The organism is Gordonia sputi NBRC 100414 (genome assembly GCF_000248055.1).
GTDB lineage: Bacteria > Actinomycetota > Actinomycetes > Mycobacteriales > Mycobacteriaceae > Gordonia > Gordonia sputi.
Genome location: NZ_BAFC01000016.1, coordinates 1 through 26,368, shown reverse-complemented (window position 1 = coordinate 26,368; position 26,368 = coordinate 1). Strand labels below are relative to the sequence as shown.

The window sequence follows — 26,368 nt, the reverse complement described above, 5'->3', positions numbered from 1 at the left end:
GAGCGGCCTTTCTTGCATCACCGAAGTAGGGAGATCGCGCGTCCCGCTGCCGGGTGCACGCAGTCAGACAGCCAGATGCCGCGCCTGTGTATGCCAGGCGCGGCATCGTGACATGGCTGGACGTGGGTCAGACGTTGACGCCGAAGTCGCGGGCGATGCCCGCGAGGCCCGACGCGTAGCCCTGGCCGACAGCACGGAACTTCCAGTCAGCACCGTTGCGGTAGAGCTCGCCGAAGACCATGGCGGTTTCGGTCGACGCGTCCTCGGACAGGTCGTAGCGGGCGATCTCGGAGCCGTTCGCGCGATTGACGACTCGGATGTAGGCGTTGCGGACCTGGCCGAACGACTGACTACGCGAGTCGGCGTCGTAGATCGAGACCGGGAAGACGATGGAATCGATGTTCGGCGGGGTGCCCGCGAGGTCGACGTTGATGACCTCGTCGTCGCCGTCGCCCTCACCGGTCGTGTTGTCGCCGGCGTGCTCGATGGAGCCCTCCGGCGAGCGGAGGTTGTTGAAGAACACGAAGTGCTGGTCGGAGAGAACTCGCTTGTCGGTGCCGCACGCGATCGCGCTGGCGTCGAGGTCGAATTCGACTCCGGTGGTGGTCCGCGCGTCCCAGCCGAGTCCGACTGCGACAGCCGTGAGGCCCGGAGCCTCCTTGGTCAGCGATACGTTTCCACCCTTGGTCAGGCTGACGCCCATGTTTCGTGCCTTTCTGCCGCGTTGTGGCGGGAGCCACTGTCGAATGACGGTCACATCGTAAGTGACAAGTCGGACATAATGCCGACGCGCCCGCCACCCTACCTACGGTTATCCGACGAGAACATAGAAGCCGGCTGTCCGTAGGCCGAGGGAATGATGTCGATCTCGCGTGGCGGAGCGCCGTGGGCCGACGATGGTCGAATAGAGGCGGTGGTCGCACACAGGCGGTGGTCCAATCCGAGGCCGGCTCAGGCTCGCGTGCACCCATCCAGGATGCGGGCGAGTGCGTCCCGCTCGGGCGGGGTGACCCACAGTGAGTACGTCTTCTTGACGCGGATCTGCCGTGCGGCGTATGTGCAGCGGTACGCCTTGGCCGGCGGTAGCCATGTCGCCGCGTCACCCGCACCCTTCTGCTGGTTCAACGGCCCGTAGGTCGCCTGCAGGTTGCGCGGGTCGTTTGCGAGGTCTGTGCGCTGGTCGAGGGTCAGCGCCTGTGCGCCGGTCTGCCATGCGTTCGACAGCGAGACCACGTGGTCGATCTGCACCATCGACGACTCGGCGCCGCGTCGGAAATCGACGGTGCGTCCGCTGTACGGATCGTTCAGGACTCCGGCGACCACCACGCAGTCCCTCGTTCCCGGCGCGAACTCGACGCCGGTGAGGTCGCGCTTCAGGATGTCGTTGCGGGTGTCGCACCCGTTGTGGCCTGACTCGACGTTGACGTCGTCCGACCACGTCTGTCCGAACTGCGACCGCGCATACCCGGTACGCGGCGCCCGGCCCTTGACCGCGAGCTCGCCGAGCGTGGCCAACGCCTCTGCGGCCTCGGGACTGAGCGGCGAGGCATCGATCGACGTTGTGGTTGGCGACGTCGTGGCGGCGCTCGGCTCGGGCGAAGGAGTCGGTTGGGCCGAGCGGGTGTCCGAAGCCGGTGCGGCGGTTTGCGCGTCGGGCGCCGGACCGGTGGCGACCAACACGACGACGACCACCAACACCACCAGCGCCACAAGCGCCGCGACGAGCAGCGGCCACAGTCGCATCCGCCGTCGCGGGGGAGAGGGCCGTTCGGATGAGGGCTCTGGTGTGGGGGCGGGCCGCGTCGTCCAGTGGGAGGTGTCGGGGGGCGACGAGTCGGGAGGGCCGAACGGATTGCTCACTGCGCCAACAGCTTTTTCTGTACCTTGCCCATCGCGTTGCGTGGTAGAGAGTCGACGCGTCGAATCTCTCTGGGACGCTTGTGATGCGACAGCTCGGTGGCTACCAGCCCGATGAGCTCGTCGTCGGGGACTGCCGACCCGACGACATAGGCGACGATTCGTTGGCCGAGGTCGTCGTCGGGAACACCGATCACGGCGACCTCGTCGACAGCGGGGTGTCCGAGGAGGACGGTTTCGATTTCGCCTGCGCCGACACGGAATCCGCCCGACTTGATCAGATCGGTCGACGCGCGTCCGACGATACGGTGCATGCCGTCCTCGCCGATCACCGCGACGTCGCCCGTGGCGAACCAGCCGTCGGAGAGCCAACTCTCGGCCGTGGCCTCCGGTCGGTTCAGGTATCCCGACCCGACCATCGGTCCGCGCACGTGAAGGTCGCCGACGGACTCGCCGTCGTGCGGCAGATCTGTTGTACTGGAATTGATCTCGCCGCTGCGCAGCCGTGTTTCGACGCCGCGCAGCGGCATTCCCACCCATCCTGGTCTGCGCTCGCCGTCGAATCGCGTCGACACGGTGATCATGGTCTCGGTCATGCCGTATCGTTCGACGATCTCGTGTCCGGTCAGTTCACGAATCCTGTCGAACACCGGGACGGGCAGCGGGGCACTTCCCGACACGAGTAGCCGTGCGGAGGAAAGCGACTGCGCTGCAGCAGGATCGGCACCGATACGTGTCCAGACCGTCGGAACGCCGAAGAACATCGATGCGCCGTCAGCGGCCGCGGCGGCGTATCCGGCGGGGGTGGGCTTGACGGTGTGAATCAGCCTGCCGCCGCGGCGAAGTGGGCCCAAGACGCCGAGGATCAGCCCGTGGACGTGAAACAGTGGTAAGCCGTGCGCGAGGGTGTCGTCGGCGGTCCACGCCCAGGCATCGGCCAGCGCGTCGAGTCCCGCGGCGATCGCGCGGCGTGTGATCGGCACGCCCTTCGGCAGTCCCGTCGTGCCCGAGGTGTAGAGGATCAGCGCGGTCGACTCGCCGGGCGGCTCGGGATGCGAATGCCACGAGCGGGCGAAGCGTCGGATCGGGATCACCGGCAGTGGCGTCGAATCGGGTGCGGCGCCGAGCCACGCCTGTGCACCCGAGTCGGTCAGAATGTGCTCGAGTTCGCGAGGACCGGAATCCGGCGGCACGGGAACGATCGGAACACCCGCGATGAGACCGCCGACGACGGCGAGCACGGTGTCGATCGTCGGATGGGCGAGCACGGCCAGTGTGCGTGCTCCGCGAATCCGTTCTGCGACAGCGGTTGCCGCGCCGACGAGGTCTTCGCGTGATGCCACATCGTCGCCGACGGTGACCGCGGCGGGGTCATCGGGGGCGGCGGGGACAAGGTAGGGCAACAACACGTCTCTCACTGTGCCACACCTGCACGCTCACACCAGCAACGCGACTTTGCCGCCCGCGTGCCCACCAGAGACGAGTTCGAGTGCCGCACGCGCCTGCGACAGATGGAAGGTGTGTGCGACCGGAACCACCAGGTCGCCCGCCGCGGCATGTGCGATCAACTCCGCCCGGACCGAATCGCGGTAGGCGGCACTCTCGGGCTGCGTGCCGCCGAGGGCCACGAATCCGTCTGTCTTGGCACGGTCGCGCGCCACGATCGTGACGATGCGTGAACGGTCGGCGACCAACTCCTCGGATGTATCGATGGCCTCGTCGGTACCCGCGGCGTCGAGGGCGGCGTCGACGCCATTCGGGGCCAGCGCGCGGACTCGATCGGCCAGCCCCGGCCCGTATTCGACTGGGAGACCACCGAATTCGACGACCCGCTCAAAACTGCGCGGGCTCGCCGTGCCGATCACGGTGATGCCGCGCAGCAGTGCGAGTTGCAACACCGCCATGCCGACCGCGCCCGACGCCCCGTGCAGGAGGATCGTATCGCCGGTCGCCGCGCGGGACGCTCGGAGCATGTCCGCCGCGGTCGTGCCCGCGAGCAGCAGGTTTGCTGCCGAGGCGTCGTCGACCGTCGAAGGTCTTGCGAACACCTTCTCCGCGGGCACCGTCAGCGCGGTCGCGTATCCGCCATAGACGCGGAATGCGAGGACGTCGTCGCCCGGAGATGCTGCGCCAGAGGCGATCTCGGTGCCCGGCCCGAGTGCCGCTATCACTCCGGACACCTCGTAGCCGATGGGGACGGGAAGGTCCGACGCGGTCAGTGTGTGCTTGAGGTCCGCCGGATTGACACCTGCGGCGAGAACTTCGATGCTGACCTCGCCCGGGCCAGGTGGACGGAGCTGATCGTCGATGAATGCGAAGTCGTCGAGACCCCCGGGGCCGGTCGCCACCCACCGTTGCACGCGCATGGTTCAACACTACTGATGAGCGCGGGGGCGTCGACGCTCTCTCGCGGCAGTCCTGGGTCAGAGTTGCTCGGGCCGCACCCAGCCGTCGCCGATGAGTGCCAGCAGCAGCTCTGCCTTGTTCGAGACGGGTCGGCCGGCGTTGAGGTAGCGCTGCCGCACCCGGCGGTAGTGTTCGCGGGCCGTGCTCTCGGCGATGAAGAATCGGCGAGCCGTCTCGCGCAGCGTTGCACCGAGGACGTAGGCGGTGAGGACCTCGCGCTCGCGTTCGGTGAGGTGGATGCGGGGGATTCGGGGTTGTGCAGACTCCGACTTTCCGGCCAGCGCGGCCAAGACGTCGAGTGCGTGGCCGGGGTCGGTGATGTCGATGCTGCGCGCGTCCGAGACAGGCACACCGATCGCTCCGATCACGGTGCCGTTGAGGGCGCGGATGGATCTGACCTGGGCGATGCGCCGCGCGGATCGCACAATCGTGATGCCGGGGGCGTCGAGTCCGCCGAGTGAATCGGTCGCGTTGTCGAGGTCGATGATGACTGCGCGATGTCCGGCGTCCTCGACGAAGACCGCGAGCGCCGAGTCGATGACGTCGTGTTCGGCGATGATGACTGCCGTGGGGGCGGTCCGTGCGGCATCCACCGCTGCAGTGTCGAGTTCGCTGACGACGTCGGCAGTCATTGAGTTCTCCCCGGAAAATGCGCTGCGCGCGAGTGTGCACTTGATGTACTCGGGCAAACCGAGCATAAAGAATGCTGCCCCCGCCGTCCGCGCAAGTCAGCACTTGTGATGACATTTGTGTGCGAGGATCACGCACGAAAACGCCTGAAGCTGACATCTCCATGCGATATCACGCATGAAAATTATCTCAGCATGCGTAATCGCGCATGCATTTACGACTCAAGAGGGAGCTGCCGTGGAAGGGATGCGCATCCTGATCGCGTCACCGCTTGGGCACGTAGTCGCCGAGCCGGTGCGTGCAGCGGTCGAGGGAGCCACCGTCGTCGTGGCCAGTGACCAGGACGAATTCGTCCGTAGCGTGTCCGGTCGTGTTCGGTTCGACGTCGTTTCCGCCGACCTCATCTGGAATCGCCCCGACATCGAGTGGACATTCGACGGTCTCGACGTTCTCGACGGCCTCCACCATTCCAATCGTCTTGCGCCGGTGCTGTTGGCCACGCAGGGGCACTCCATGGAGATCGATCATCTCGAAGAAGCGCGGCTGCGGCCGGATGTCTGGGGCGTCGTCGCCAAGGCCGACGGATTCGGCTCGCTGATCGCGGCGCTGCGCACCGTCGCTCACGGCGCGAAGCTCGACGACCGGGTGCCCTCGCCGACTCATCCGGCGCTGTACGAGTTGTTCTCCGGCAGGCGCGGGATCACGGCGGCGCGCATGGCGGGCGCCATTGCCGCGGGAAATGCGTCGGACAACGCGACCCTGGCGTCGGTCGCGAAGGTGTCGACGAATACGGCGAACAAGGTGACCAGCCACTACCTCGGTCCGCTGATGCTCGAGCGCGGCGAACACGACGACCGCCTACCGCTCACCCAGGCGTCGGTGTACCGATGGTGCGGCCTGCACGCGCGCTACATCGTGAGCTGGTGCCGACGACACGGACACGAAGACGTGTTGTCGCTGCAGGCGTGAGCGTCGCTGCCTGGTCGTGACACCGGGCTGAAGGAAAGGCCTCAACGAGTTCAGTCGTCGATGTCGACTCCGTGATCGCGCGCCAATCCCGACAACCCATCGGCCCATCCCTGGCCGACCGCGCGAAGCTTCCAGCTCTGCTCGCCGGGTGTGGTGCCCGGGCGTCGATAGATCTCGGCGAGAACCGCTGCGCGAACTGACTTTTCGACTGCCGGGACGAAGCGCCAACGCATCTCACTACACGACATGGTGACGTCGATGGCATTGAGCGCGGAGAAGTCGAGCCGCGAGGCCGTGTCCATTGTCGCCACGACGAGTATCCGGGCCACGTCTGGGCGCACCGCCGATGCGTGAACGGTTCCGGACTCGACGAGCCCGCTCTCCTGCAGCCTCTTTCCGTTCAGTCGGACACTCTGATCCGGCGCGACGTGGTGGTTGTAGAAGATGAAGTCTCGATCGTCCCGGACGTGGCCAGAGCTGTCGAGAAGTAGAAAGCTCAGGTCGACGTCGGCTCCTGACGTGTGGAGAACTATGTCCATCTGGCGGACGCCGGTCTCGGGTATCTCGACGGATTGGCCTGCGGCCAGTTCCGCCGCGGCACCTGAACTCTCGGAGGCGTACTCCCTCGTCGGCATCGGCATCGGCATCAATGGCATGGAGTTTGGCTGCGGAAAAGCAACGGGCAGTGAGGATCGCGATGCGAACCACGTCTCGAAGGTGATCAGGGCGTACGGATCACGAAAGGCAGGCGCCTGCCCTGATATGTCCATCGGGTTGCCGAGAGTCTCGTCCCATTCTGCAAGAGCGTTCGAGGATTCGGTGTCTTCGGCCGACGTGATCAGTTCGACCAGTGCTGGGACTGAATCCACGTCGAGTGGTTTGAGAGTCGTGGACAGATTGCCGGACGACGTCGTCCGGACGCTGCACTCGACGTCTTCGCCGATATCGAAGATGCGAAAGGCGTCATCACGACTACGCCACGTTGCACCTTCGACGGCTGATCGGCTCCACGAACCATAGAGCACGACGCCGAGTCGTCGTGAATCGGAAAACCTGCTGATCACAACAACATTGAGACGAGATACCCCTGGAGCAACCGCGAACGCCTCTCTACACGTGGCAGCAACGTTGGACGCGAGGATGTGGAGCCACCAGCGCACTCTGTCGCGCTTGTTCAGGAGTTTGAGTGTTGGCCGACCAGCGGACGTTACAGAGGGTGTTTGGTCTGGCAGGGCGTCGATGTCTTGCTGTCGCATGATGATCGACAGGGTGGTGCCGTCGAGTCCCACTGCGCAACCTGCTGCTGGATTGTCGGCGAAGGCCGCGTTCACCGTCTCGAGCACGGTCATTTCGTCGTTGCCGCTCAACGCATTCCACCAACCGTCGGCATGCGATAACAGATCCGCGTGAATGGCTGCGAGACGGGTGGTCTCCGCGGCCGCGTAAGCGTTGGCGTCGGCTTGGGCAGCTCCGCGTGCCGCGGACCTTTGCGCCCGTGCAAGGCGACCGACACCGCGCAGGTGCATGGCTTCGGCCTGGGCGAGAGCAGCCTGCACGTTGACCACCGGAGGTGGCGGTATCGCGGGCCGGGAAGCGGGGATCCATTGATCGAGGTGCACGCTCGTCGATGACCTGCGCAGGTCCCGCAACTGCTCGATGGCAGCGTCGCGTTCGGCCTGTTGCGCTGCGCGTTCTGCAGTGCGTGCAGCTCTGGTCATCTGTGCCGCGGAGGGACCGCGACTACTCGCGCCGCGCCGCGACGTTGTGCGACCGGATCGCCCCCCGACGGATTGGTAGGCGTAGAAGGGGCCGAGTCCAGTGGACACCCCGGTCCGCCCGCTACCGAAATGCACACGCGCCGCGCGAGGGCCCACCGATGCGCGGACACCGCGGGTCGACACTCGCACGCGCATGCCCGGCACGCCGACGCGGAATCCCAACGACATCACGCCACCTCCTGTGCATTCGCGGAGTTGTCCCACCGCTGCACACCGATATAGCACAGGTCGAGAGGCGCACCTGCCGGTTCAACCCCCACACACGACGATGCCCCTCGGTCCGGGAGTCGGACCGAGGGGCATCGTGTGGCGTGACGGTGTCAGACCGTCGAATCAGCCCTCGATGAACGTCTCGAGCTGCTGGCGCGCGACGTCGTCGGCGAGCTGCTCGGGCGGGCTCTTCATCAGGTAGGCCGAGGCAGGCAGGATCGGTCCGCCGATGCCGCGGTCCTTGGCGATCTTCGCGGCGCGCACGGCGTCGATGATGATGCCTGCCGAGTTGGGGGAGTCCCAGACCTCGAGCTTGTACTCCAGGTTGAGCGGCACGTCGCCGAAGGCGCGTCCCTCGAGGCGGACGTAGGCCCACTTGCGGTCGTCGAGCCATGCGACGTGGTCCGACGGTCCGATGTGGACGTTCTTGTCCTCGACCTTGCCGGCGAGCGAGCCGGTCAGGTTCGACGTGACGGCCTGGGTCTTGGAGACCTTCTTCGACTCGAGACGCTCACGCTCGAGCATGTTCTTGAAGTCCATGTTGCCGCCGACGTTGAGCTGGTAGGTGCGGTCGAGTGCCACGCCGCGATCCTCGAACAGCTTCGCCATCACGCGGTGGGTGATGGTCGCGCCGACCTGGCTCTTGATGTCGTCGCCGACGATCGGCACGCCTGCGGCGCGGAACTTCTCGGCCCACTCGGGGTCGGAGGCGATGAACACCGGCAGTGCGTTGACGAAGGCGACGCCCGCGTCGATCGCGCACTGTGCGTAGAACTTGTCAGCCTGCTCGGAGCCGACGGGGAGGTAGGAGACCAGGACGTCGACCTCGTTGTCCTTGAGGGTCTTCACGACGTCGACGCCGTCGCCGTCGGCCTCGGTGATGGTCTGCAGGTAGTACTTGCCGAGACCGTCGAGGGTGTGGCCGCGCTGCACGGTGACACCGGTCGGCGGGACGTCGGCGATCTTGATGGTGTTGTTCTCGCTCGCGAAGATCGCGTCGGAGAGGTCGAAGCCGACCTTCTTGGCGTCGACGTCGAACGCGGCGACGAACTCGACGTCGCGCACGTGGTACTGACCGAACTTGACGTGCATCAGACCGGGGACGGTCGCGTTCTCGTCGGCATCCTTGTAGTACTGAACGCCCTGGACCAAGGATGAAGCGCAGTTTCCTACGCCCACTATGGCCACGCGCACCTTATTGGGCTCACCCATGGTCGGGTTCTCCTTCTTTTTCTCTGGGACCGCGAACGTCGCTGGACCCTGGAACGTGGGTTACCGCCGGCGAGTTGTGTGTCACCGGGGCGGTGTCGAGCGCAGCCGATTCCGGCGGCTCGGGTGTTTCTTGTGTCCCGTCGCGACCCGGCTGTGGGGTCGCGTCCGGAAGTGTGTGTTCTGCGGCGATGAGCTCGTTGAGCCAGCGCACCTCGCGCTCGCTCGACTCGAGGCTCAGCTCGTGCAGTTGGCGGGTGTAGCGATCCGACGCACGCGTCGCGCGGGTGACGAGTTCGCGCAATCCCTCACGCCGTTCCTCGACCTGACGTCGACGCCCTTCGAGGATGCGCATCCGGGCCACCGCTGGGGTGCGGGAGAAAAAGGCCAGGTGGACGCCGAATCCGTCGTCGGTGTAGTTCTGCGGTCCGGTGTCGGCGACCAGCTCGTTGAAGCGGATGCGACCCTTCTCGGTCAGTTGGTACACACGTCGACCGCGACGCACCTTCATGCCCGCGGGCGTGCTCGCCTCGTCGATCAGGCCGTCCGCCTGCATCCTGCGCAGCGTCGGATACAGCGAGCCGTACGAGAACGCCCGGAATGCGCCCAACAACCCGGTGAGGCGTTTGCGCAGCTCATAGCCGTGCATGGGTGATTCGAGTAGCAATCCGAGAATGGCGAGCTCCAGCATGGTGCGCACCTCCTCGGTGATCTCGTGGCTGATCGCGCACGCAGAGGGTGTCCGATGGGACCACACGGCATGTCGCGTCGATGTGGTTTCCAATGTATCGCACCGATATAACTGTGTCGACGGGGGAGTGTCCACAACATGTCATGCCGGTGACCTGCGGGCGACGCGCGGGGTGGCGAGTGTTGACGCGGCGCGCGTCCGCGCAGACGTCCCAGAGCGTGACGACGTACGCTGAAACACGTGCGCCAGATCGTCGACTACGCCTTGCAGCGTCGGTCCCGACTGTCCGATGTCCACTCCGGCCGGACAGCCGTCGCCGACGTGTGCGACGCGAATCCCTACCTGTTGCGCGCCGCGAAGTTCCACGGGCGCCCGTCGTCGACGCTGTGCCCGATCTGCCGCAAGGAGCAGGTCACGCTGGTGTCCTGGGTGTTCGGCGACCGGCTCGGCCAGGTGTCGGGGTCGGCGCGTACCGCAGAAGAGATCGCCTCCCTCGACGCGACCGCCGAAGAATTCACCGTGCACGTCGTCGAGGTCTGCCGTACATGTAGCTGGAACCATCTGGTCCAGTCGTACGTTGCGGGTCTGCCGCCACGATCGACACGACGTCGTCGTCGGGTGGCCGAATAACGGTTGTTTCCACGTTCGTCGACGAGAGATACGACGCTCGTCGGCGTTCTGACTTTGTGGTGTGGGCCGCAGGTTTTTTGCCGTGCCAGCGCCGCATACGTCACAGTGGAGTGGGCTCGATGCAATGGAGAAGTACTGTGAGGAGCGGTAAACCGACCATGGTGGCGGTTCTGACCTCGAACAACACGGCACAGGCACGCGTGAGCGCGACCTGGGTTGCGGTGCGGAAAGGTGATCGATGAGCGGGACGGAGTCGTCGCACGGCACGGGAAAACGGCCGACCCGATCGGCCAAGAACGATGCCGAGCAGACAACGCAGTCGCGGCATCGCGTGATCGCCTGGACGCTTGGCATTCTCGGTGGGTTGGTCCCCGCGGTGATCCTGATCGGCATTCTCGCCTTCGCGATCACCTACGCGACGGTGACGGTGCCCAGCCCCGGCGACATCAAGCAGAACCAGGTCGCCTTGATCACCGACTCGACGGGCAAGACGCTGGCCAAGGTCGTGCCGCCGGAGGGTAACCGCACCGACGTCAAGATCACCGACATCCCCAAGTCGATGCAGGACGCGGTGATCGCGGCCGAAGACCGCCAGTTCCGCAGCAACGAGGGCTTCTCGGTCACGGGCATCGGGCGCGCGGTGGTCGGTCGCTTCACCAACAACGCCGACGCCGGTGGTGGTTCGACCATCACGCAGCAGTACGTCAAGAACGCGCTCGTCGGCGATGAGCACAGCTACGAGCGCAAGTTCAAAGAGCTCGCGATCGCGACCAAGATGTCGGGACAGTGGTCCAAGGACGACATCATGGCCGCCTATCTCAACACCATCTACTTCGGGCGCGGCGCCTACGGTGTGTCCGCTGCCTCGCAGGCCTACTTCCGTAAAGACGTCAGCAAGCTGACCCCCGAGGAGTCCGCGGTGCTGGCAGCGGCGATCCGTTCGCCCTCCTACTACGACCCCGCCGTCGACAAGGTCGCTTCCGAGGGTCGCTGGAACTATGTGCTCGACGGCATGGTCCAGATCGGTTCGCTCAAGCAGTCCGAGCGGGCGTCGATGCAGTATCCGAAGGTCTACCCGCAGCCCGCGGCGGCCGTGGAGACGCCCGGCCCCAACGGTCTGATCAAGCGTCAGGTGATGGCCGAGCTGAACAAGCTGAACATCTCCGAGCAGCAGGTGCGGACCGAGGGTCTCAAGATCACCACCACGATCGATCCCAAGGCGCAGAACGCCGCTGTGCAGGCCGCGTGCCGCGAGAACAAGATCTACTCGTGCGACAACGGGGTGCTCAACGGCGAGCCCGACAAGATCCGCGACGCCGTCGTGTCGATCGACCCGAAGACCGGTGGAGTCCGCGGCTACTACGGTGGCGACGACGGCCAGGGTTGGGACTACGCGCAGGCTGGTCTGCAGACCGGATCGTCGTTCAAGGTGTTCGCGCTGGTCGCGGCACTGGAGCAGGGAATCCCGCTGTCCAAGGTGTACAGCTCCGCGCCGTACCAGACGTCGACGGGTCTGACCGTCGAGAACTCCGACGGTGAGAGCTGCGGGTCGTGCAACCTCGCGACCGCGATGAAGATGTCGCTCAACACCGTCTACTACCGCCTGATGATGGACCTCAAGGGCCAAGCGCGCGCTGTCGCCGACGCCGCGCACACGGCGGGCGTCGCCGAGTCGTTCGGCGACATCCAGAAGACGTTGCAGAACCCCAACGGTGAGGTCGAGGGCGGCGTCGTGCTCGGTCAGTACCCGTCGCGGGTCATCGACATGGCGTCGGCGTACGCAACGCTGGCGGCGTCGGGCGTCTATCGCGAGCCGTACATGGTGCAGAAGGTCGAGACCTCGACCGGTGAGGTGCTCTACGAGCATCAGCAGAACGACGGCAAGCGGGTCTTCCCTGCCAAGGTCGCCGATAACGTGACCTCGGCGCTCGAGCCGATCGCCGCGTACTCGAATGGCAACTCGCTCTCCGACGACACCTACGGTGCACGTCCGTCGGCGGCCAAGACCGGTACCGCACAGCTCGGCGACACCGGGCAGAACAAGGACGCGTGGATGGTCGGCTACACGCCGCAGCTGTCCACGGCCGTCTGGGTCGGTACCGACAAGGGCACCGCGCTGACCAACTACGGCGGGTCACCGGTGTACGGCAGCGGGCTTCCCGCCCAGATCTGGCGTAGGTCGATGAACAACGCCCTCGAGGGCGACCAGGTCGAGCAGTTCCCCGAGCCCGCGGCCGTCGGTGGTCAGGCCGGTGCACCGACCGAAGCGCCGACCAGCACGTACAACCCCGACTACAACAACTCGCCGCGGACGCGTACGCAGCGGGACAACACCCCGCAGATACCGCAGATCCCGGGCAACGGTGGCGGTGGCGGAGGTGGCGGAATCACCCTCGCTCCCGGCGTGACGATCCCGCTCCCGGGTAATCCGGAGCCGGGAAACGGCAACGGCACCACCGGTAACGGTGGTGCGGGAAACGGCGGTAACGGCGAGGGCGGTACCGGCGGCACCGGCAACGAGGGCGGAGTCACCCCTGAGCCGCCGGTCGGCTGACCGTCGCTCGTCGTCGGGAAAGCACTTCGACGACGCCGCGTCGGCGCAGCCACAGCAGCGATCGATTCCTGACGGGGTGATCTCCGGCGGGGTGATGTCCGACGGTCAGATCGTGGGCGGGGTCGCCAGTCCGGTTGCCCTGTCCGACGATGCCCGGGTCGACGACGCGCGGGTGATTCCCAGCAGGACCGACGTCGTCGTCCGAGATGCGAGTCGCGTGATCGGCGGTCCGCTGGGAGCGCACGGGGCCGTCGGGCGCAGTCGACGTTGGACACCGATCCGCGTCCTGTTCCTGCTTTCCCTGTGCGCGTTGGCGCTCAGTTGGTACGGCAAGGCGGGCTGTCTGCAGCAGGCTCCCGCGACGTCGGAGGCCAACGATGCCGGACATGCGATGCGGCTCGACTGGGACAACCAGCGTCAGTTCACCGATCTCTGCTACTCCGACGTGATCGCGCTCTACGGCGCCGAGCAACTGGACAAGGGCGCGTTCCCCTACAAGGCCTCGTGGACCCAGCAGGACCAGAACGGCAACACCATCACGCGGTACATGGAGTACCCGGTGCTGACCGGCCTCTACATGTACGTCGCCGCGCAGGCTGCGCAGGGATGGCAGTGGTTGCACGATCACCTCGGGATACCGGGCGCGCTGAGCGTCGTGTTGTTCTTCGATCTCGTGGCGCTCGGTCTCGCGCTGTTCTGGCTCGTCGTCGTCTGGGCGACCGCGCTCACCGCCCGCACGCGCATCTGGGCGGCGTGGCTGGCTGCTCTCTCACCGCTGGTGATCGTCCACGCATTCACCAACTTCGACGCCATCGCTGTGGCTATGGTCGCGGTCGCGATCCTGGCCTGGGCACGCAACAAGCCGTGGCTGGCGGGGTTGTTCATCGGTCTCGGGGTCGCGTCGAAGTGGTATCCGATCCTGCTGCTGTTCGTCCTTCTCGTGCTGTGTCTCCGAGCCAAACGCGTCACCGACTTCTTCGTCGCGGCGTCGGCGGCGGTACTGGCGTGGGTCGTGGTGAATCTGCCGATCCTGCTGCTGCATCCGCGCGGCTGGTACGAGTTCTTCCGCTACAACGGTCAGCGCGGCGCCGACTCCGACAGCCTCTTCCGCATCCTCGCGAAAGCGGCTGGTTTCACATGGAACATCACGCTGCTGAATGCGGTCAGCCTCGGCCTGCTTGTCCTGATCGCCTGCGGGATCGGCTACCTGGCACTGCGCGCGCCGACCCGACCGCGCCTCGCGCAGTTGGCGTTTCTCATGGTCGCGGGCTTCCTGCTGGTGAACAAGGTCTGGAGTCCGCAGTACTCGCTGTGGCTTGTGCCGCTCGCGGTACTGGCCATTCCCCATACGCGACTGCTGATGACGTGGATGGTGATCGACGCCCTGGTGTGGATTCCGCGGATGTCGCTGTTCCTGGATCCGTCGCGCCGCTGGCTCCCCGAGGGGTGGTTCACCCTGGCCGTAGTCCTTCGCGCGCTGATGGTGGTCGTGCTGTGCATCGTCGTGATCTGGCAGATCTACCACCCCGTGGACAACCTGGTGCGTCGAGACCGACGCCGCAGACCGCTCGACGATCCGGCGGGCGGACCGCTCGACGGAGCTGCCGGCGCGTATGCGACCGCCGATCCGGCTCGGCTTGGTGCGATGCCAGAAACTTTCGGTGGAACCGGCAGGCGGGTTTCGACGTCCTAGGGTGCATGACAACACCCGACCTTCCAGCTCCCACCGAACTCATCGAATGGGCTGCGCATGCCGACCGCACCGCAACCGTCATGACCGACACCGTGCAGATCGACGGCAACTGGTGGCGCGACGCGCTCGTCGCCGCAGGCCTCCCCGACGTCGGGATCGGCTCGTCTCGCTCGCGTGCCGAGTTGTTCGACCTCGGCACCCTCGCGTCCACGAGTCCCGACGCCGCCCTCACACTGCTCTGGAACTCCGTCGCGTTCTGCACCGGGCGCGCCGTCTCCGACAACCGCAAACGCATCACCGCGGTGAGTGCCAATCGCAGCCGCGTCGCCCGCGTGCTGCAGGAGGCGGCTGCCATCGCGTCCACCGATCCGGACAAGGCCTACGACATGCTGCGTCCCGGACGCACCAACCGCATCGACCGGCTCGGACCGAGCGGCTTCACCTGGTACCTCTACTTCGCGGGAGCGGGCGCCGCCGACCATCCCTGCCAGGTGATCGAGCCCGCGGTGGCACGCGCGCTGCGTTGGGCCGGATGGGACAGCCTGAGCACCACCAACTGGTCGGCCGACGAGTACGTCGCCTACCTCGGCCTGCTACGACGCTGGCGCACCGAGATCGGGGTCGAACGACTCGACGTCGTGGTCAACGGTCTCGTCGCGATAGCACCGCCGAGCGGGTGGGATTACGGATGGCAGTCGTGGCACCGCGACACGTGGCCGCAGGAGCCACACGACAGATGGGTTCCGGGGCCGCTGAATGCCGACGATCTCAAGCTCGTCTACCACTGGATGGGCATGCTGTCGGAGATGAATCCCAACTCGACTGCGGCAGAACACTTTTCGAGGATCGGAGCGAAGATCGTGCGGGCCGTCGGAGATGTGGGTGAACCGAGCTACCAGCGTCACGACGAGTTCGGACGATACCGCGACGGACGGATCGGGATGTCCTATCCGTGACGTGAGATGCGCTGCAGCAGAGCATCTCTCGCTGCCGGCCAGTCGTCGTCGGTCATGGCGTACTGCGCGGTGGTGCGCCACCCGTCGGCCCAGCGTCGATGTTTGCGGAGGAGTCCCTCGAACTCGGCGCCGAGTTTCGCGATCGCCGCCCTAGACTGCGCGTTGTTCTCGTGCGTGTGCCACACGACGCGTACGGCGCCGCAGTCGACGAAGGCGTGGTGCAGCAGAAGGTATTTCGCGGTCGGATTGACCGCGGTGCCCTGCGCCGTCTCGGCGTAGAAGGTGTACCCGATCGCGACGGAGAGGTTGGCGTGGTCGATGTCGTAGTAGCTCGTCGAGCCGACCAGCCGTCCGTCGCTGTTGTCGATGACCGCGTAGGCGATGCGCGCATCGTCGGCGTGTGCTGCGGCGATGTACTCGCGTGCCGACTGCTCGTCGCGTGGCACCGATGTCCAGGCGAAACGCTGCGGATCGTCGACGACCCGTGCGAGTGCGGGAGCGTCGTCGAAGGTCAAGGGGCGCAACGTGACCCGGTCGCCGACGAGCGGGGCGTCGCCAAGCCATTCGTTCATGTCGACTCCTCTACGACGACGTCGCGAGCACGGGTTCGGGGTCGTCGGATGGCCGTGGGCGCGGAGCGACCATGGTGGCCAACGGTTCTCGCAGCGGGGCACGGACGAACGCGAAGATCAGGTAGAAGTGGATCGCGGCGGTCACCCAGACACCGATGTTCACGCCCGCCATCACCCACCACTGCATCGGCGCGTGCGCCGTGTAGATGCCGAACAGCCGGAAGATGGTGGTGTCCAACAGGAAGTCGGCGATGAGGTAGGCGATGATGATCGGCCAGCGCGTCTTCAGGAGCACGAAGAACGGCAGGAGCCACAGGGTGTACTGCGGTGAGTGGACCTTGTGGAACAACATGAATCCGGCGAGCATCGCGCCCGAGACGCCGATCCACGGATACGTGCCCGACTGCAGGTATACGCGCCAGCCCAGATAGACCGCGAGCGCGAAGGCGCACAGGATCAGCAGCGGCGACAGCATTCCGACGAGTGAGTTGTACGTGTCGGTCTGTCCGCCGGTGAAATGTCGAAGTCCCCAGTACCAGATGGAGTTGGTGTCGACGTCGGACTTGCGCTTGCCCTGAAACGAGAGCGCGGCCTTCCAGCCCTCGAAGCCGACGATCATGAACGGCAACTGGATCACGAGCACGGTCACGGCCGCCGCCGCGGCCGTCATGATCGCGCCGGTCCAGTCGAGATCCTCGGTTCGACGACGCGCGTCGATCATGCCGCCCGCGCCGCGCGTCAGCACGTACAAGGCAAGCGGCAGCGCGAAGAAGCCCGGGTAGAGCTTGAGGCAGAAGCCGATTCCCAACAGCACCGCCGCGAGCATCGCCGACGTTCGTAGTGAGAGTCGACGGTCGCCGGTCCGCGGATTGGTCGACGCACCCCACGCCATCACCGCGACGGCTCCGACCGCTGTCGCGACGACGGGCAGCTCCCAATTGTGGAAGGCGTAGAGCACCAGCGGAGGGGTTGCGGCCCACAGGAGAACCCACCAGCGGGTCATCAACGCCAGCATGATGGTGATCGCGAAGGCGAACGGGGCGAGCAGCAGCGCGGAATGCTGGAAGAACTCGGTGTCGGTGTGAGCACCGATCGCGCCGAGGTACATCAGCATCCCCGACAGCACCGGGTACTCGACGACCCCGCCGAACAGGTGACCGTTCGGTCCGATCCCGCCGTGGATGTACGGGAAGATGTGGTTGTTGATGTCGCGCCCAACCCACAGATACATCAGGTCGGAGTAGCAGGGGACCACGGCGTCGACGTCGCCGACGGGGAAGTGATGCGACCGGCCGTCGGGAAAGAACGGCTCGCCGCCGCACTTCACCTTGAGGACATAAGACCAGTACAGGGCCACCGACGTGAGAAGGAGTGAGACCAAGAGGATCAACGCTGTCTCGCCTCGACGAGACAGCGTGTACTGCCCGAAGCCCATGGTCGGAGAGAAGCGGAGCGCGGGCATGGCCTACAGGGTAAGAGATGGCGGGCCCGTGGTCTGCGTCACCTACCCGCCTGCCGGCGTCGCCTCAGCGGGTCGAGCCTGTGCACTGCAGCGCGATTTCGCTGGTCAGGGGTGCCCCGTGTATGGTGGAGCGGTTGCCGACGCAGGCGACCCTCCTGCCACGGACAGTCCGTGGCCGATGAGCCCATAGGAGGTGATGTGGTCTTATGCGTCACTACGAATTGATGGTCATTCTCGATCCGAATCTGGACGAGCGCACCGTCGCCCCTTCACTCGATACTTTCCTCAACGTTGTCCGTAACGACGGCGGCAAGGTGGATAACGTCGACATCTGGGGCAAGCGCCGACTCGCGTACGAGATCTTGAAGCACAGCGAAGGCATTTACGCTGTCATCGATCTCAACGCCGAGCCCAAGACGGTCAGCGAGCTCGATCGTCAGCTGAAGCTCAACGAGTCGGTTCTGCGCACGAAGGTTCTGCGCAAGTAACCCACAGATCCCTGATCGACCGAACGAATCCATCGATCTCGTCGGTGTCGACACCTAGGGTTGAACTCAACTCGCGGTGCACATCGATTTCGACGAGTGCCCACACGTAGACCTAAGGGGAAACACATGGCAGGCGACACGGTCATCACAGTCATCGGCAACCTCACGGCTGATCCGGAACTCCGGTTCACCCCGTCGGGTGCGGCTGTGGCCAACTTCACGGTGGCGTCGACGCCGCGCACATTCGATCGTCAGACGAACGAGTGGAAGGACGGCGAAGCGCTGTTCCTGCGCTGCAACATCTGGCGTGAGGCCGCGGAGAACGTGACCGAGAGTCTGACCAAGGGATCCCGGGTCATCGTGCAGGGCCGTCTCAAGCAGCGGTCGTACGAAACCCGCGAGGGTGAGAAGCGCACTGTTGTTGAGCTGGAGGTCGACGAGATCGGCCCATCGCTGCGATACGCCACCGCGAAGGTCAACAAGGCCTCGCGCGGTGGGGGCGGCGGCGGAGGCTTCGGCTCGTCCGGCGGCGGAAGCCGCGGCGGCGGGTCGGGCTCGGGCCAGCAGGTTGCCGACGACCCGTGGGGCAGTGCACCCGCGAGCAGCGGCGGAAACTTCGGCGGCGGGGACGACGAACCCCCCTTCTGAACCGCGACGACGCCCCTCATGTGAAAGAGGCGTCCTCGCAACAACTTTGGAGTAAGTACACATGGCAAAAGCTAAGAGCACCCGGAAGGTGCGCGTCGAGAAGGTCACCAAGACCAAGGCGTGCTCCTTCTGCAAAGACAAGAAGGCCGACATCGACTACAAGGACACCGCGCTGCTGCGTCGTTTCCTGTCAGATCGCGGCAAGATCCGGTCGCGTCGCGTGACCGGCAACTGCGTCCAGCATCAGCGCGACGTCGCTGTGGCCGTCAAGAACTCGCGTGAGGTGGCACTACTGCCCTTCACCTCGACCGCCCGATAAGCCGGAAGGGGATAACGACATGAAACTCATCCTCACCGCTGCCGTGGAGAACCTCGGCGAAGCAGGCGACACTGTCGAGGTCAAGGACGGCTACGGCCGCAACTTCCTGCTGCCCCGCGGCCTGGCCATCAAGGCCACCCGTGGTGCCGAGAAGCAGGTCGAGACCATTCGACGCTCGCAGGAGGCCCGCGAGGTCCGTGGCGTCGAGCACGCCAACGAGCTCAAGCAGGCGCTCGAGAACCTGTCGAGCATCAGCCTCACGGTCAAGACGCACGATTCGGGCAAGCTGTTCGGCTCGGTCACCGCTGGCGATGTCGCCGGCGCGATCAAGTCCGCAGGTGGCCCCGCAGTCGACAAGCGCAGCGTCGAACTGCCCAAGGGACACATCAAGTCGACCGGCACCTTCCCGGTCGTCGTGAACCTGCACCCCGACGTCACCGCGACCGTTCAGGTCGACGTCGTCGCTGCTTGATTTACCCGCTGCCTGATACGCAGTAGCTGTACACCGGTCGAGAGCCGGGCGGACATCGTTCCGCCCGGCTCTCGTCGTCTCTGAGGCTGTTGGCTTTACATGGTTCATGAAATGCGTACTCGTAGGCCGCGACGAGGACGTGCAGTCGCGAAAGTGGGGTAGGTGGCTACCCGATACCGCGAGGGCTCGCGCTCGTAGCGTCGTGGTCAGCGAGTTCCCCGGGTCCAGCTCGGTGGTGGTGCCCGACGTGGTGTGCCGGTGCAAGGGATTCGCGTACACAGCTCTGCAGTCTCATCTCGGAAGTCACCGCCATGCACACTCTCTTCGGTCATCAGATCCAGCGCCATCCCGTCGCCACGATTCCCCTGCGCGGTGAGACCCGGCCGGCCCAGACTCACACCCAGGCCCAGCCTCACACCCAAGCCCGGACCTCCGCGGCGCCCGTCGTCGTCGGAGTGTGTGGAACGGACGAATCGTATTGGGCGGTCGAGTATTCCGCCCGCGCGGTCCGCTCCGAGGCGCCGCTCTACCTCGTCAGTGTCGTCGCTCGGCAGCGGGCGAATCCGCACCGCAGTCGCGAGGAACGACGGTGGCGAGATGAGTTGGGCGCCGACGCATATCAGCTCGAGGAGCTCTCGGTGATCCATGAGGTTCAACGACGTGCGCGAGAAGTCGCCTGTGCCGCAGGCGCTTCCGATGTCCGAGCCCTGGTGCGCAGCGGTAAGCCCCACGTCGTGTTGGCGCGGGAGTCCCGCGACCTCGATGCGGCCGCAATGGTTCTCGGGTATGCGTCGGGGCCGGGTCGATTGGCCCGACGGCTTTGTGCCACAACGGATGTCCCGCTCCTGGTGGTCAACAGGGGTGTCGATGCGGGTTACCTGCTCACCGCTACGCCACGTGGTGTGCGCTCCCTGCGTGAGCGGCGTCCAACAGGCGTCCCCGCGACTGGGGAGTGACGGTAGGGCGGCTTGTCAGCTCGGCGGCGCCGGCACCAGCGGTAGCTGACTCGACGCCTGCAGCGACGTCGGCAGGTAGCGCGGAGCGGGATTGCCGCTGTGCGCGGTGTCGTCGGCGGGGTAGTAGAACTTGTGGAATCCGGGCGAGAAGATCAGCGCCCGATTGCCGGTGCGGCAGGCGACCTGGGTGGCTGAGGGCACCGTGCAGGTGACGCCCGCGATCGTCACGCGTGTGCCCACATTCAGGCGCGGCGGACGGAAGCCCGACGCCGAGCCGAAATGGTACGAGGTGCCGGTCAGCAAATCCGGCTTGGGCACCCACCACGGCCCCTGGGCGTCGGCGGTGATGGCTGCACCCTGGACGCCGGGAGGTGCCGTTGCGGGGCGGCCCTGACAGCCCACCGAGCGGAACGTCGGGCCGATCTGGCAGTTCCACCGGCCGGTGGTGAAGAACGACCGTCCGTTGTCGTCGTAGGCCAGCGAGCGGAACGGCGTCGGATCGACAGGTGTGTAGCGCGCGAGGTCGAATGCGGCGGGCAGCGGTGGCGGTGCTGCCTCAGCCGGAGATGCGTTCAGTAGCGGTACGAGAAGTGCCGCAGCGGCCAGGAGCCACGACGCCAGACGGGAGCGAGACATCTTGTGGCGTCTGTGGGTCGTCGGCACGGGGCCAGTCCACCACATCGCGGCGTCGGACGAGGGCGAAACTCGGACAGTGGCGGTGTGCGCGGCGCGGCGACAGCGAATCGCCGCGACGAAACTGAGCTGTTGCGCAGGTCACACCCACTGTTCACTGCGTTGTTGCCCGCTGGTGGTTGTCACCCGCCCACAACACGCCCGACTGTGAGTTTCCCAAGACACGCCGAGCTGAGAAAAGTTCTTTGTTGTGGAAATCGCGCACAGTGTCTGACCTGCAGAGATCGAGTTGCGCACGCATATACTCCCCAACGTTCTCCACAGCGGCTGCACAACTGACGCGGGGTTGCGCGCGAGCCGTCCACAGGCCATCCACAAGTTCGTCCACAAGCGCGTTTGAGTGCGACGAGACGAACTCCTACTGTCTTCCATCAGTGCCGATGGTGTTGCGCGTCGCGATGTGCGGTCCGACATGTCAGACCCCTCGGGTATCAACAAAGACGACTCAGCCAGTCGGATTCCGGGGGACGGCCGATTCGTCAGCACACCGCCGTGTCGACGAGTTTGACGGTTGGGGACGTCCATCGTCAGGGTTCGAGTTCGAAAGGTTGGCACACGTGGCAGTTGTCGATGATCGCGGTCACGGTGCGGCGCGCGATTCCGGACGACCCGACGAGCCCGACATGCCGGTCGAGGAATATGGCCGGCAACCGCCGCAAGACATGGCGGCCGAGCAGTCCGTCCTCGGCGGCATGATGCTCTCGAAAGACGCGATCGCCGACGTCATCGAGAAGATCCGCACCAACGACTTCTACCGACCGGCACATCAGGCCGTCTACGAGGCGATCCTCGAGCTGTACGGCAAGGGTGAACCCGCCGACGCCGTCACGGTCGCCGCAGAGCTCGAGCGCGCGGGCGAGCTGCGCCGCATCGGGGGCGCCCCCTATCTGCACACCCTGATCTCCACCGTGCCCACCGCGGCCAACGCCGGCTACTACGCCGAGATCGTCGCCGAGAAGGCCATTCTTCGACGCCTCGTCGAAGCAGGCACGCGCATCGTGCAGTTCGGCTACTCCGGTGCCGACGGCCAGGATGTCGCCGAGGTGGTCGACCGCGCACAGGCCGAGGTCTACGAGGTCACCGAGCGGCGTACCGCCGAAGACTACGTGCCGCTCGAAGAGCTGCTGCAGCCGACGATGGACGAGATCGACTCCATCGCCTCCCGCGGTGGCATTTCGCTCGGTGTGCCAACGGGTTTCGCCGACCTGGACAAGCTCACCAACGGCCTGCACCCCGGGCAGATGATCATCGTGGCAGCCCGCCCGGGTGTCGGCAAAGCGCTCTCGCTCGATACTCCGCTACCGACCCCGACCGGCTGGACCACGATGGGCACGGTGAGCGTCGGCGACGAGCTGATCGATCCGCACGGTAGGCCCACGCGCGTCGTTGCCGCGACCGAGGTCATGACGGAGCGGCCGTGCTTCGAGGTGGAGTTCAGCGACGGCAGCGTGCTCGTCGCCGACGAACAGCACCAGTGGGTCGCAGAGGTCGACGATGAGCGCCGTACCCTCACCACCGCCGATCTGCGAGTGCACGTCGGGTGCGCCATGGTGCGCAACACCGAGCCACTCGAGTTGCCGCGCAAGAACTTCGCCTACGGTCCGTATACGGTTGCCGCACTTGCGGGAATGGCATTCGACGACCCCGAGATCGGTATCCGCATCGACGCCGAGGGCGATGTCGACGTCATGGCGCTGATGTCAGATCTCGGTGGGCGAATTCCGTATGAGTATCTGCGCGGGTCGATCGCGCAGCGTCGAGCACTGCTCGCCGGCCTCCTCGATGCCCGCGCGAGCGTCGATGAGGACGGATGGATCATCGTTCCGGCCGCCACCCGACACATGACCGCAGTCATCGCCGACCTCGTCGCCGGACTCGGCTACACATACAAGAGGTCGGCGACCGGCTGGCTCCGGGTCGACACGGGCGACGACGACGTCTTCACCGTTTACCACAAAGCGTTGCGCCACAAGGAACTTCGCATGCAGTCGGGAGTTCGACGCGTCGTCGCCGTTCGTCCGGTCCGCAGCGTCCCGGTGCGGTGCGTGCAGGTCGACAACGACGAGCACATGTACCTCGCCGGTGAGGCCATGGTGCCGACGCACAATTCGACGCTCGCCATGGACTTCATCCGGTCGTGCTCGATCGGCCATCAGATGACGGCCGCGATGTTCTCCTTGGAAATGAGCAAGGTCGAGATCGTGATGCGACTCCTCTCGGCAGAAGCCAAGATCAAGCTCGGCGACATGCGTGGCGGTTCGATGTCCGACGACGACTGGACGCGCCTCGCACGTCGAATGGGTGAGATCTCCGAGGCGCCGCTGTTCATCGACGACTCGCCGAACCTCACCATGATGGAGATCCGCGCCAAAGCTCGACGCCTCAAGCAGCGCCACGATCTGAAACTCGTTGTGGTGGACTACATGCAGCTGATGACGTCCGGCAAGAAGGTCGAGTCGCGTCAGCAGGAAGTCTCGGAGTTCAGCCGCCAATTGAAGCTGCTCGCGAAGGAACTCGAGGTTCCCGTGGTCGCGATCAGCCAGCTGAACCGTGGTCCAGAACAGCGCACCGACAAGAAGCCGCAGGTGTCGGACCTTCGTGAATCGGGATCGCTGGAGCAGGACGCCGACATGGTCATCCTGCTCCACCGCCCCGACGCGTTTGAACGCGATGACCCGCGCGCGGGCGAGGCCGACATCATCGTCGGCAAACACCGCAACGGTCCTACTGCCACGATAACCGTTGCGCACCAACTACATCTGAGCCGCTTCGTGGATATGGCGCGAGGGTAGTCGGTGCTGCCGCTATCACTACTTAGGCGAATATGCGGGCCAACGAGACTAGTTCAACACATGGATGGCCTCCGGCTATGTATCCAGGTCTTTGAGTAGTTCTGACCTGCCGCCGGGTGCACTACCAAGCGTCTCGTACCTGCTCACGAGGTCGAGTTGCCAGGGCTGAGCGGTTGCGACAACTAACTCGTCCCAAGACTGTGCACTTGGTATTTGCGATGCGCGGTACGCGTCATTAACAACAGTTGCCGCTAGTGTTCCCGTCCGGAGAAGGGCTGGGATGTTTGCATGCCTGATGTGCGAGGGGTGCGCAGCGCGGAGATAGTCACCCGCCATGCTGTGGGCCGCGATCTGGGCTGCCACCTTGCCGAGCGATATTGCAGATATCAGACTGTGCGCAGCGAGTAGCAGCTCGGTACGTCGGCGCTTCTGCGGCCAGTCAAGCTCTGGTGAACCTGTCTGCGTGAGAGCCTCGGCGTGGACGTAGGTACGGATGATCACCTCAGTTGCGATGACAGTCATTGTTGGCGTAGCGATTCCGCTTCGCACGTTCCAACCTGTCCCTTGACCGAGTCCACTGTAGGCGTGAAGGGCGAAGTCCCGCACCAATTGGTTGTCACTCTCGTACAGCAACGACATTCCAGGGATCGGCAGGCTCATCGGAGTAACGACATCTGCCAACAAATGCTGCCCAAGCCGCAGCGCAGCCTCGGTGAGCGACAGATTGGGTAGGAACACCCCACCTTGGAAAACCGGGATGGCTTGCCCGTTCTGCCAACGGATTCCGCGGAACTCGCCGTTCATGACCTGCCTGATGGCTTCGATCGGTCGCGCAACATCGTGACCCGCTGACTTGACCCGGTGCGCACGTCCACCGAACCCGGGCCCCATGTAGTCGATGGGCAGTCGCTTCCCCGCTGATTCCCAACGCTGTACGGCGGCGGACTCGGTGAGCGTCTTCAGGTGATCACGCACCGCGCTGTCGATCGTCGAGTCGAACCAGGAACAGAGCAACCCGACAAGTCCTGCGGCACCGACGGCGAGGTAGTCCGACGATCTCCAAGAGAGGCGATGCTTGGTTTGCCAAAGCTCCCATGCCTCGCGCTGCGCTTCAGTCAAAGCTCCGTCGAGGTCGACCTCTTGCCAGGACCGTCGCAGCCTGAGGTCTTTGTTGAAAGACGTGAGCTCGTCGTAGGTCTGGTGGTGCGGGCTCGTCTCCAGACTCGCCGTAGGCCCGGATTCGCTCAAAGCTGCGTTGACGATATCGTTGAGTTCGTCGAGTCGACGCGATTGCGTGTCAAGGTTAAGTTCAATTTCGTCGTCGCTCATCTGCTGGTCATTTCAGGAATTCGGTCGCGCACAACCTCGAGTGTTGCCGTCGCGGAACGTATCTCATCGAGTTCGACTTTCAAGGATTTGATCTGACTCTTGAGGTCCTCATTTTCTTTTTCAGTGGCAGATTTTTCTTTCTTCAGTGTATTTATCTTCTCGACCAGGAAACTTGTGGTGTCACTCATGTCATTGATTCGCTCCTGCAAGCTTTCCACAACTCGCCGCATCTTCTCTTCGCGATTTGGAGACTCCACGAGGACCATGCGAGCAAGTAGGTCGAGCTTGACAGCTTCGGCGGCGACCGTCCGTGACGCAATCGGACTGAACCGCGTTCCAGCCGCCGCGGCGCCTGCGAAAGCAACTCCTCCAGCCCCAGTCAACAGAAGGGTCCCGCCTGCTACACCGAAACCGCCAGCGGCGAGTGATCCGCCGCCGAGGGCGGCCAGGCCGGCGGAGGTCGCAGCGGCTCCGGTGAGTCCCATGGTTCCGCCGATCGCAGCGCCTATTGCTGGGGCTGCCCAGCCCGCAGTCGCCACGCCCACCCCTGCTCCGACAACCGTTGCGGCAGCGACTCGACCCCATTTGATCGACTTGCGCCGGAGTGCCTTCATCAGGCTCTCGAACTCTTGCGTTGCCGCCTTCAGGTCGCCCTCACGAAGCCCGACTAGTTCACTCGCCGCCTCGTTCAGGCCCGATTCTCGGGCCTTCTTCTCCCAGTGGGTTCCGTCATCCCACGGACTGAACGTCAGCAGCTCCACAAGCACCACCAGGGCCGCCGAGCGCTTCTCTACCTGACCAGCCAACCCAGTAGCTAAGCCAGCGAAGATCTCCACCTGCTCCCGTCCATTGCGAGTTCGGAATCCAGCAAGTTCCTGGGGCACCCAGTCGAGTTGGTCATCGGGAACAGTGGCAGCGTATGCGTCAGAGACAAAACGGTAGGAAGCTCTTCTCTTGCTTGCCCGCACCTTGGGTTTGTTCGCCGCATCAATGTCCTCTAGCAGCATCCGGGCTTGCAGGGTGCAGACAGTGAGCGTCTGCAGCGGACTCAGTC

At 65.1% G+C, this 26,368-nt stretch carries 23 protein-coding genes and 1 pseudogene; 11 read left to right on the top strand and 13 right to left on the bottom strand.

The genetic code is table 11. The annotated features are described in order from the left end of the window. Positions 1-127: 127 nt before the first annotated feature. From GOSPT_RS02100 to GOSPT_RS02080, 5 genes are all read right to left on the bottom strand, one after another. Positions 128-703, bottom strand: a complete 576-nt coding sequence (locus GOSPT_RS02100; RefSeq protein ID WP_005202423.1) for a TerD family protein — start codon at positions 701-703, stop codon at positions 128-130. 248 nt (positions 704-951) lie between these two features. Beyond that, entirely contained in the window at positions 952-1,743 is a 792-nt protein-coding gene (locus tag GOSPT_RS02095) for an HNH endonuclease family protein (RefSeq protein WP_083837445.1), read from the bottom strand. 113 nt (positions 1,744-1,856) lie between these two features. Beyond that, the gene (locus GOSPT_RS02090; RefSeq protein WP_039854397.1) at positions 1,857-3,266 is read right to left on the bottom strand and encodes an acyl-CoA synthetase; all 1,410 of its coding nucleotides are present in this window, start codon (positions 3,264-3,266) and stop codon (positions 1,857-1,859) included. A 27-nt stretch (positions 3,267-3,293) separates the two neighbouring features. Continuing rightward, a complete protein-coding gene (locus GOSPT_RS02085; RefSeq protein ID WP_005202420.1) occupies positions 3,294-4,223 on the bottom strand; it encodes a quinone oxidoreductase family protein in 930 nt (309 codons plus the stop codon). Positions 4,224-4,280: 57 nt separating this feature from the next. Continuing rightward, on the bottom strand, positions 4,281-4,895 hold the full coding sequence (locus GOSPT_RS02080; protein ID WP_141630779.1) for a helix-turn-helix transcriptional regulator: 615 nt from the start codon (positions 4,893-4,895) through the stop codon (positions 4,281-4,283). Between the two features lie 244 nt (positions 4,896-5,139). Here GOSPT_RS02080 and GOSPT_RS02075 point away from each other — a divergent pair, with 244 nt between their 5' ends. Next, complete coding sequence (locus tag GOSPT_RS02075; protein ID WP_039854395.1) at positions 5,140-5,862, top strand: MSMEG_1198 family transcriptional regulator; 723 nt, start codon at positions 5,140-5,142, stop codon at positions 5,860-5,862. A gap of 50 nt (positions 5,863-5,912) precedes the next feature. Here GOSPT_RS02075 and GOSPT_RS02070 read toward each other — a convergent pair whose 3' ends face one another. From GOSPT_RS02070 to GOSPT_RS02060, 3 genes are all read right to left on the bottom strand, one after another. Continuing rightward, positions 5,913-7,808 carry a TerD family protein gene (locus tag GOSPT_RS02070; protein ID WP_005202417.1) on the bottom strand — a complete coding sequence of 632 codons (1,896 nt, stop codon included), beginning with the start codon at positions 7,806-7,808 and terminating at the stop codon, positions 5,913-5,915. Positions 7,809-7,973: 165 nt separating this feature from the next. Then, complete coding sequence (locus GOSPT_RS02065) at positions 7,974-9,062, bottom strand: inositol-3-phosphate synthase (RefSeq protein WP_005202415.1); 1,089 nt, start codon at positions 9,060-9,062, stop codon at positions 7,974-7,976. Continuing rightward, entirely contained in the window at positions 9,055-9,750 is a 696-nt protein-coding gene (locus GOSPT_RS02060) for a PadR family transcriptional regulator (RefSeq protein WP_005202413.1), read from the bottom strand. The genes GOSPT_RS02065 and GOSPT_RS02060 overlap by 8 nt, the downstream gene beginning before the upstream one ends. 231 nt (positions 9,751-9,981) lie before the next feature. On the opposite strand from GOSPT_RS02060, the gene GOSPT_RS02055 reads away from it, so the two are divergent. From GOSPT_RS02055 to GOSPT_RS02040, 4 genes are all read left to right on the top strand, one after another. Further along, positions 9,982-10,380 (top strand): DUF5318 family protein, encoded by a 399-nt coding sequence (locus GOSPT_RS02055; RefSeq protein WP_039854392.1) that lies wholly within the window; start codon positions 9,982-9,984, stop codon positions 10,378-10,380. A 238-nt stretch (positions 10,381-10,618) separates the two neighbouring features. Beyond that, positions 10,619-12,934 carry a transglycosylase domain-containing protein gene (locus tag GOSPT_RS02050; protein ID WP_005202410.1) on the top strand — a complete coding sequence of 772 codons (2,316 nt, stop codon included), beginning with the start codon at positions 10,619-10,621 and terminating at the stop codon, positions 12,932-12,934. A gap of 94 nt (positions 12,935-13,028) precedes the next feature. Further along, entirely contained in the window at positions 13,029-14,627 is a 1,599-nt protein-coding gene (locus GOSPT_RS02045; RefSeq protein WP_039854413.1) for a glycosyltransferase family 87 protein, read from the top strand. 5 nt (positions 14,628-14,632) lie between these two features. After that, positions 14,633-15,583, top strand: a complete 951-nt coding sequence (locus GOSPT_RS02040; protein ID WP_005202406.1) for an 8-oxoguanine DNA glycosylase OGG fold protein — start codon at positions 14,633-14,635, stop codon at positions 15,581-15,583. On the opposite strand, the gene GOSPT_RS02035 is transcribed toward GOSPT_RS02040, so the two are convergent. Then, entirely contained in the window at positions 15,574-16,155 is a 582-nt protein-coding gene (locus GOSPT_RS02035; protein ID WP_005202403.1) for a GNAT family N-acetyltransferase, read from the bottom strand. The genes GOSPT_RS02040 and GOSPT_RS02035 overlap by 10 nt on opposite strands. 10 nt (positions 16,156-16,165) lie before the next feature. Then, a complete protein-coding gene (locus GOSPT_RS02030; protein ID WP_005202401.1) occupies positions 16,166-17,617 on the bottom strand; it encodes a glycosyltransferase family protein in 1,452 nt (483 codons plus the stop codon). 206 nt (positions 17,618-17,823) lie between these two features. On the opposite strand from GOSPT_RS02030, the gene rpsF reads away from it, so the two are divergent. The 5 genes from rpsF to GOSPT_RS02005 all read left to right on the top strand — a co-directional run bounded on the left by rpsF (position 17,824) and on the right by GOSPT_RS02005 (position 20,500). Then, complete coding sequence (gene rpsF, locus GOSPT_RS02025) at positions 17,824-18,105, top strand: 30S ribosomal protein S6 (protein WP_005202393.1); 282 nt, start codon at positions 17,824-17,826, stop codon at positions 18,103-18,105. A 126-nt stretch (positions 18,106-18,231) separates the two neighbouring features. After that, complete coding sequence (locus GOSPT_RS02020) at positions 18,232-18,753, top strand: single-stranded DNA-binding protein (RefSeq protein ID WP_005202391.1); 522 nt, start codon at positions 18,232-18,234, stop codon at positions 18,751-18,753. A gap of 61 nt (positions 18,754-18,814) precedes the next feature. Then, a complete protein-coding gene (rpsR, locus tag GOSPT_RS02015) occupies positions 18,815-19,072 on the top strand; it encodes a 30S ribosomal protein S18 (protein ID WP_005177187.1) in 258 nt (85 codons plus the stop codon). 19 nt (positions 19,073-19,091) lie between these two features. After that, positions 19,092-19,544 (top strand): 50S ribosomal protein L9, encoded by a 453-nt coding sequence (gene rplI, locus GOSPT_RS02010; RefSeq protein WP_005202389.1) that lies wholly within the window; start codon positions 19,092-19,094, stop codon positions 19,542-19,544. Between the two features lie 311 nt (positions 19,545-19,855). Next, a complete protein-coding gene (locus tag GOSPT_RS02005) occupies positions 19,856-20,500 on the top strand; it encodes a universal stress protein (protein WP_005202387.1) in 645 nt (214 codons plus the stop codon). 15 nt (positions 20,501-20,515) lie between these two features. On the opposite strand, the gene GOSPT_RS02000 is transcribed toward GOSPT_RS02005, so the two are convergent. Then, a complete protein-coding gene (locus tag GOSPT_RS02000) occupies positions 20,516-21,136 on the bottom strand; it encodes a hypothetical protein (RefSeq protein WP_005202385.1) in 621 nt (206 codons plus the stop codon). Positions 21,137-21,750: 614 nt separating this feature from the next. On the opposite strand from GOSPT_RS02000, the gene dnaB reads away from it, so the two are divergent. Next, positions 21,751-23,985, top strand: a complete 2,235-nt coding sequence (gene dnaB / locus GOSPT_RS01995) for a replicative DNA helicase (RefSeq protein ID WP_039854383.1) — start codon at positions 21,751-21,753, stop codon at positions 23,983-23,985. Between the two features lie 75 nt (positions 23,986-24,060). Here the strand turns inward: dnaB and GOSPT_RS01990 are convergent, their stop codons facing one another. After that, positions 24,061-25,314, bottom strand: coding sequence for a hypothetical protein (locus GOSPT_RS01990; protein ID WP_005202382.1), 1,254 nt, complete (start codon positions 25,312-25,314; stop codon positions 24,061-24,063). After that, positions 25,311-26,368 (bottom strand): annotated as a pseudogene (locus GOSPT_RS01985) (hypothetical protein); the annotation flags it as partial. The gene GOSPT_RS01990 and the pseudogene GOSPT_RS01985, both read right to left, overlap by 4 nt.

What these genes read in the sequence shown, in the direction of transcription:
- GOSPT_RS02035 (WP_005202403.1), bottom strand. Translation starts at nt 16,155, where the DNA reads ATGAACGAATGGCTTGGCGACGCCCCGCTCGTCGGCGACCGGGTCACG.
- GOSPT_RS02045 (WP_039854413.1), top strand. Translation starts at nt 13,029, where the DNA reads ATGTCCGACGGTCAGATCGTGGGCGGGGTCGCCAGTCCGGTTGCCCTG.
- GOSPT_RS02020 (WP_005202391.1), top strand. Translation starts at nt 18,232, where the DNA reads ATGGCAGGCGACACGGTCATCACAGTCATCGGCAACCTCACGGCTGAT.
- GOSPT_RS02040 (WP_005202406.1), top strand. Translation starts at nt 14,633, where the DNA reads ATGACAACACCCGACCTTCCAGCTCCCACCGAACTCATCGAATGGGCT.
- GOSPT_RS02005 (WP_005202387.1), top strand. Translation starts at nt 19,856, where the DNA reads ATGCACACTCTCTTCGGTCATCAGATCCAGCGCCATCCCGTCGCCACG.
- GOSPT_RS02100 (WP_005202423.1), bottom strand. Translation starts at nt 703, where the DNA reads ATGGGCGTCAGCCTGACCAAGGGTGGAAACGTATCGCTGACCAAGGAG.
- GOSPT_RS02075 (WP_039854395.1), top strand. Translation starts at nt 5,140, where the DNA reads ATGCGCATCCTGATCGCGTCACCGCTTGGGCACGTAGTCGCCGAGCCG.
- GOSPT_RS01990 (WP_005202382.1), bottom strand. Translation starts at nt 25,314, where the DNA reads ATGAGCGACGACGAAATTGAACTTAACCTTGACACGCAATCGCGTCGA.
- GOSPT_RS02050 (WP_005202410.1), top strand. Translation starts at nt 10,619, where the DNA reads ATGAGCGGGACGGAGTCGTCGCACGGCACGGGAAAACGGCCGACCCGA.
- GOSPT_RS02030 (WP_005202401.1), bottom strand. Translation starts at nt 17,617, where the DNA reads ATGCCCGCGCTCCGCTTCTCTCCGACCATGGGCTTCGGGCAGTACACG.
- GOSPT_RS02080 (WP_141630779.1), bottom strand. Translation starts at nt 4,895, where the DNA reads ATGACTGCCGACGTCGTCAGCGAACTCGACACTGCAGCGGTGGATGCC.
- GOSPT_RS02085 (WP_005202420.1), bottom strand. Translation starts at nt 4,223, where the DNA reads ATGCGCGTGCAACGGTGGGTGGCGACCGGCCCCGGGGGTCTCGACGAC.
- rplI (WP_005202389.1), top strand. Translation starts at nt 19,092, where the DNA reads ATGAAACTCATCCTCACCGCTGCCGTGGAGAACCTCGGCGAAGCAGGC.
- rpsF (WP_005202393.1), top strand. Translation starts at nt 17,824, where the DNA reads ATGCGTCACTACGAATTGATGGTCATTCTCGATCCGAATCTGGACGAG.
- GOSPT_RS02070 (WP_005202417.1), bottom strand. Translation starts at nt 7,808, where the DNA reads ATGTCGTTGGGATTCCGCGTCGGCGTGCCGGGCATGCGCGTGCGAGTG.
- GOSPT_RS02095 (WP_083837445.1), bottom strand. Translation starts at nt 1,743, where the DNA reads ATGCGACTGTGGCCGCTGCTCGTCGCGGCGCTTGTGGCGCTGGTGGTG.
- GOSPT_RS02065 (WP_005202415.1), bottom strand. Translation starts at nt 9,062, where the DNA reads ATGGGTGAGCCCAATAAGGTGCGCGTGGCCATAGTGGGCGTAGGAAAC.
- GOSPT_RS02000 (WP_005202385.1), bottom strand. Translation starts at nt 21,136, where the DNA reads ATGTCTCGCTCCCGTCTGGCGTCGTGGCTCCTGGCCGCTGCGGCACTT.
- rpsR (WP_005177187.1), top strand. Translation starts at nt 18,815, where the DNA reads ATGGCAAAAGCTAAGAGCACCCGGAAGGTGCGCGTCGAGAAGGTCACC.
- GOSPT_RS02060 (WP_005202413.1), bottom strand. Translation starts at nt 9,750, where the DNA reads ATGCTGGAGCTCGCCATTCTCGGATTGCTACTCGAATCACCCATGCAC.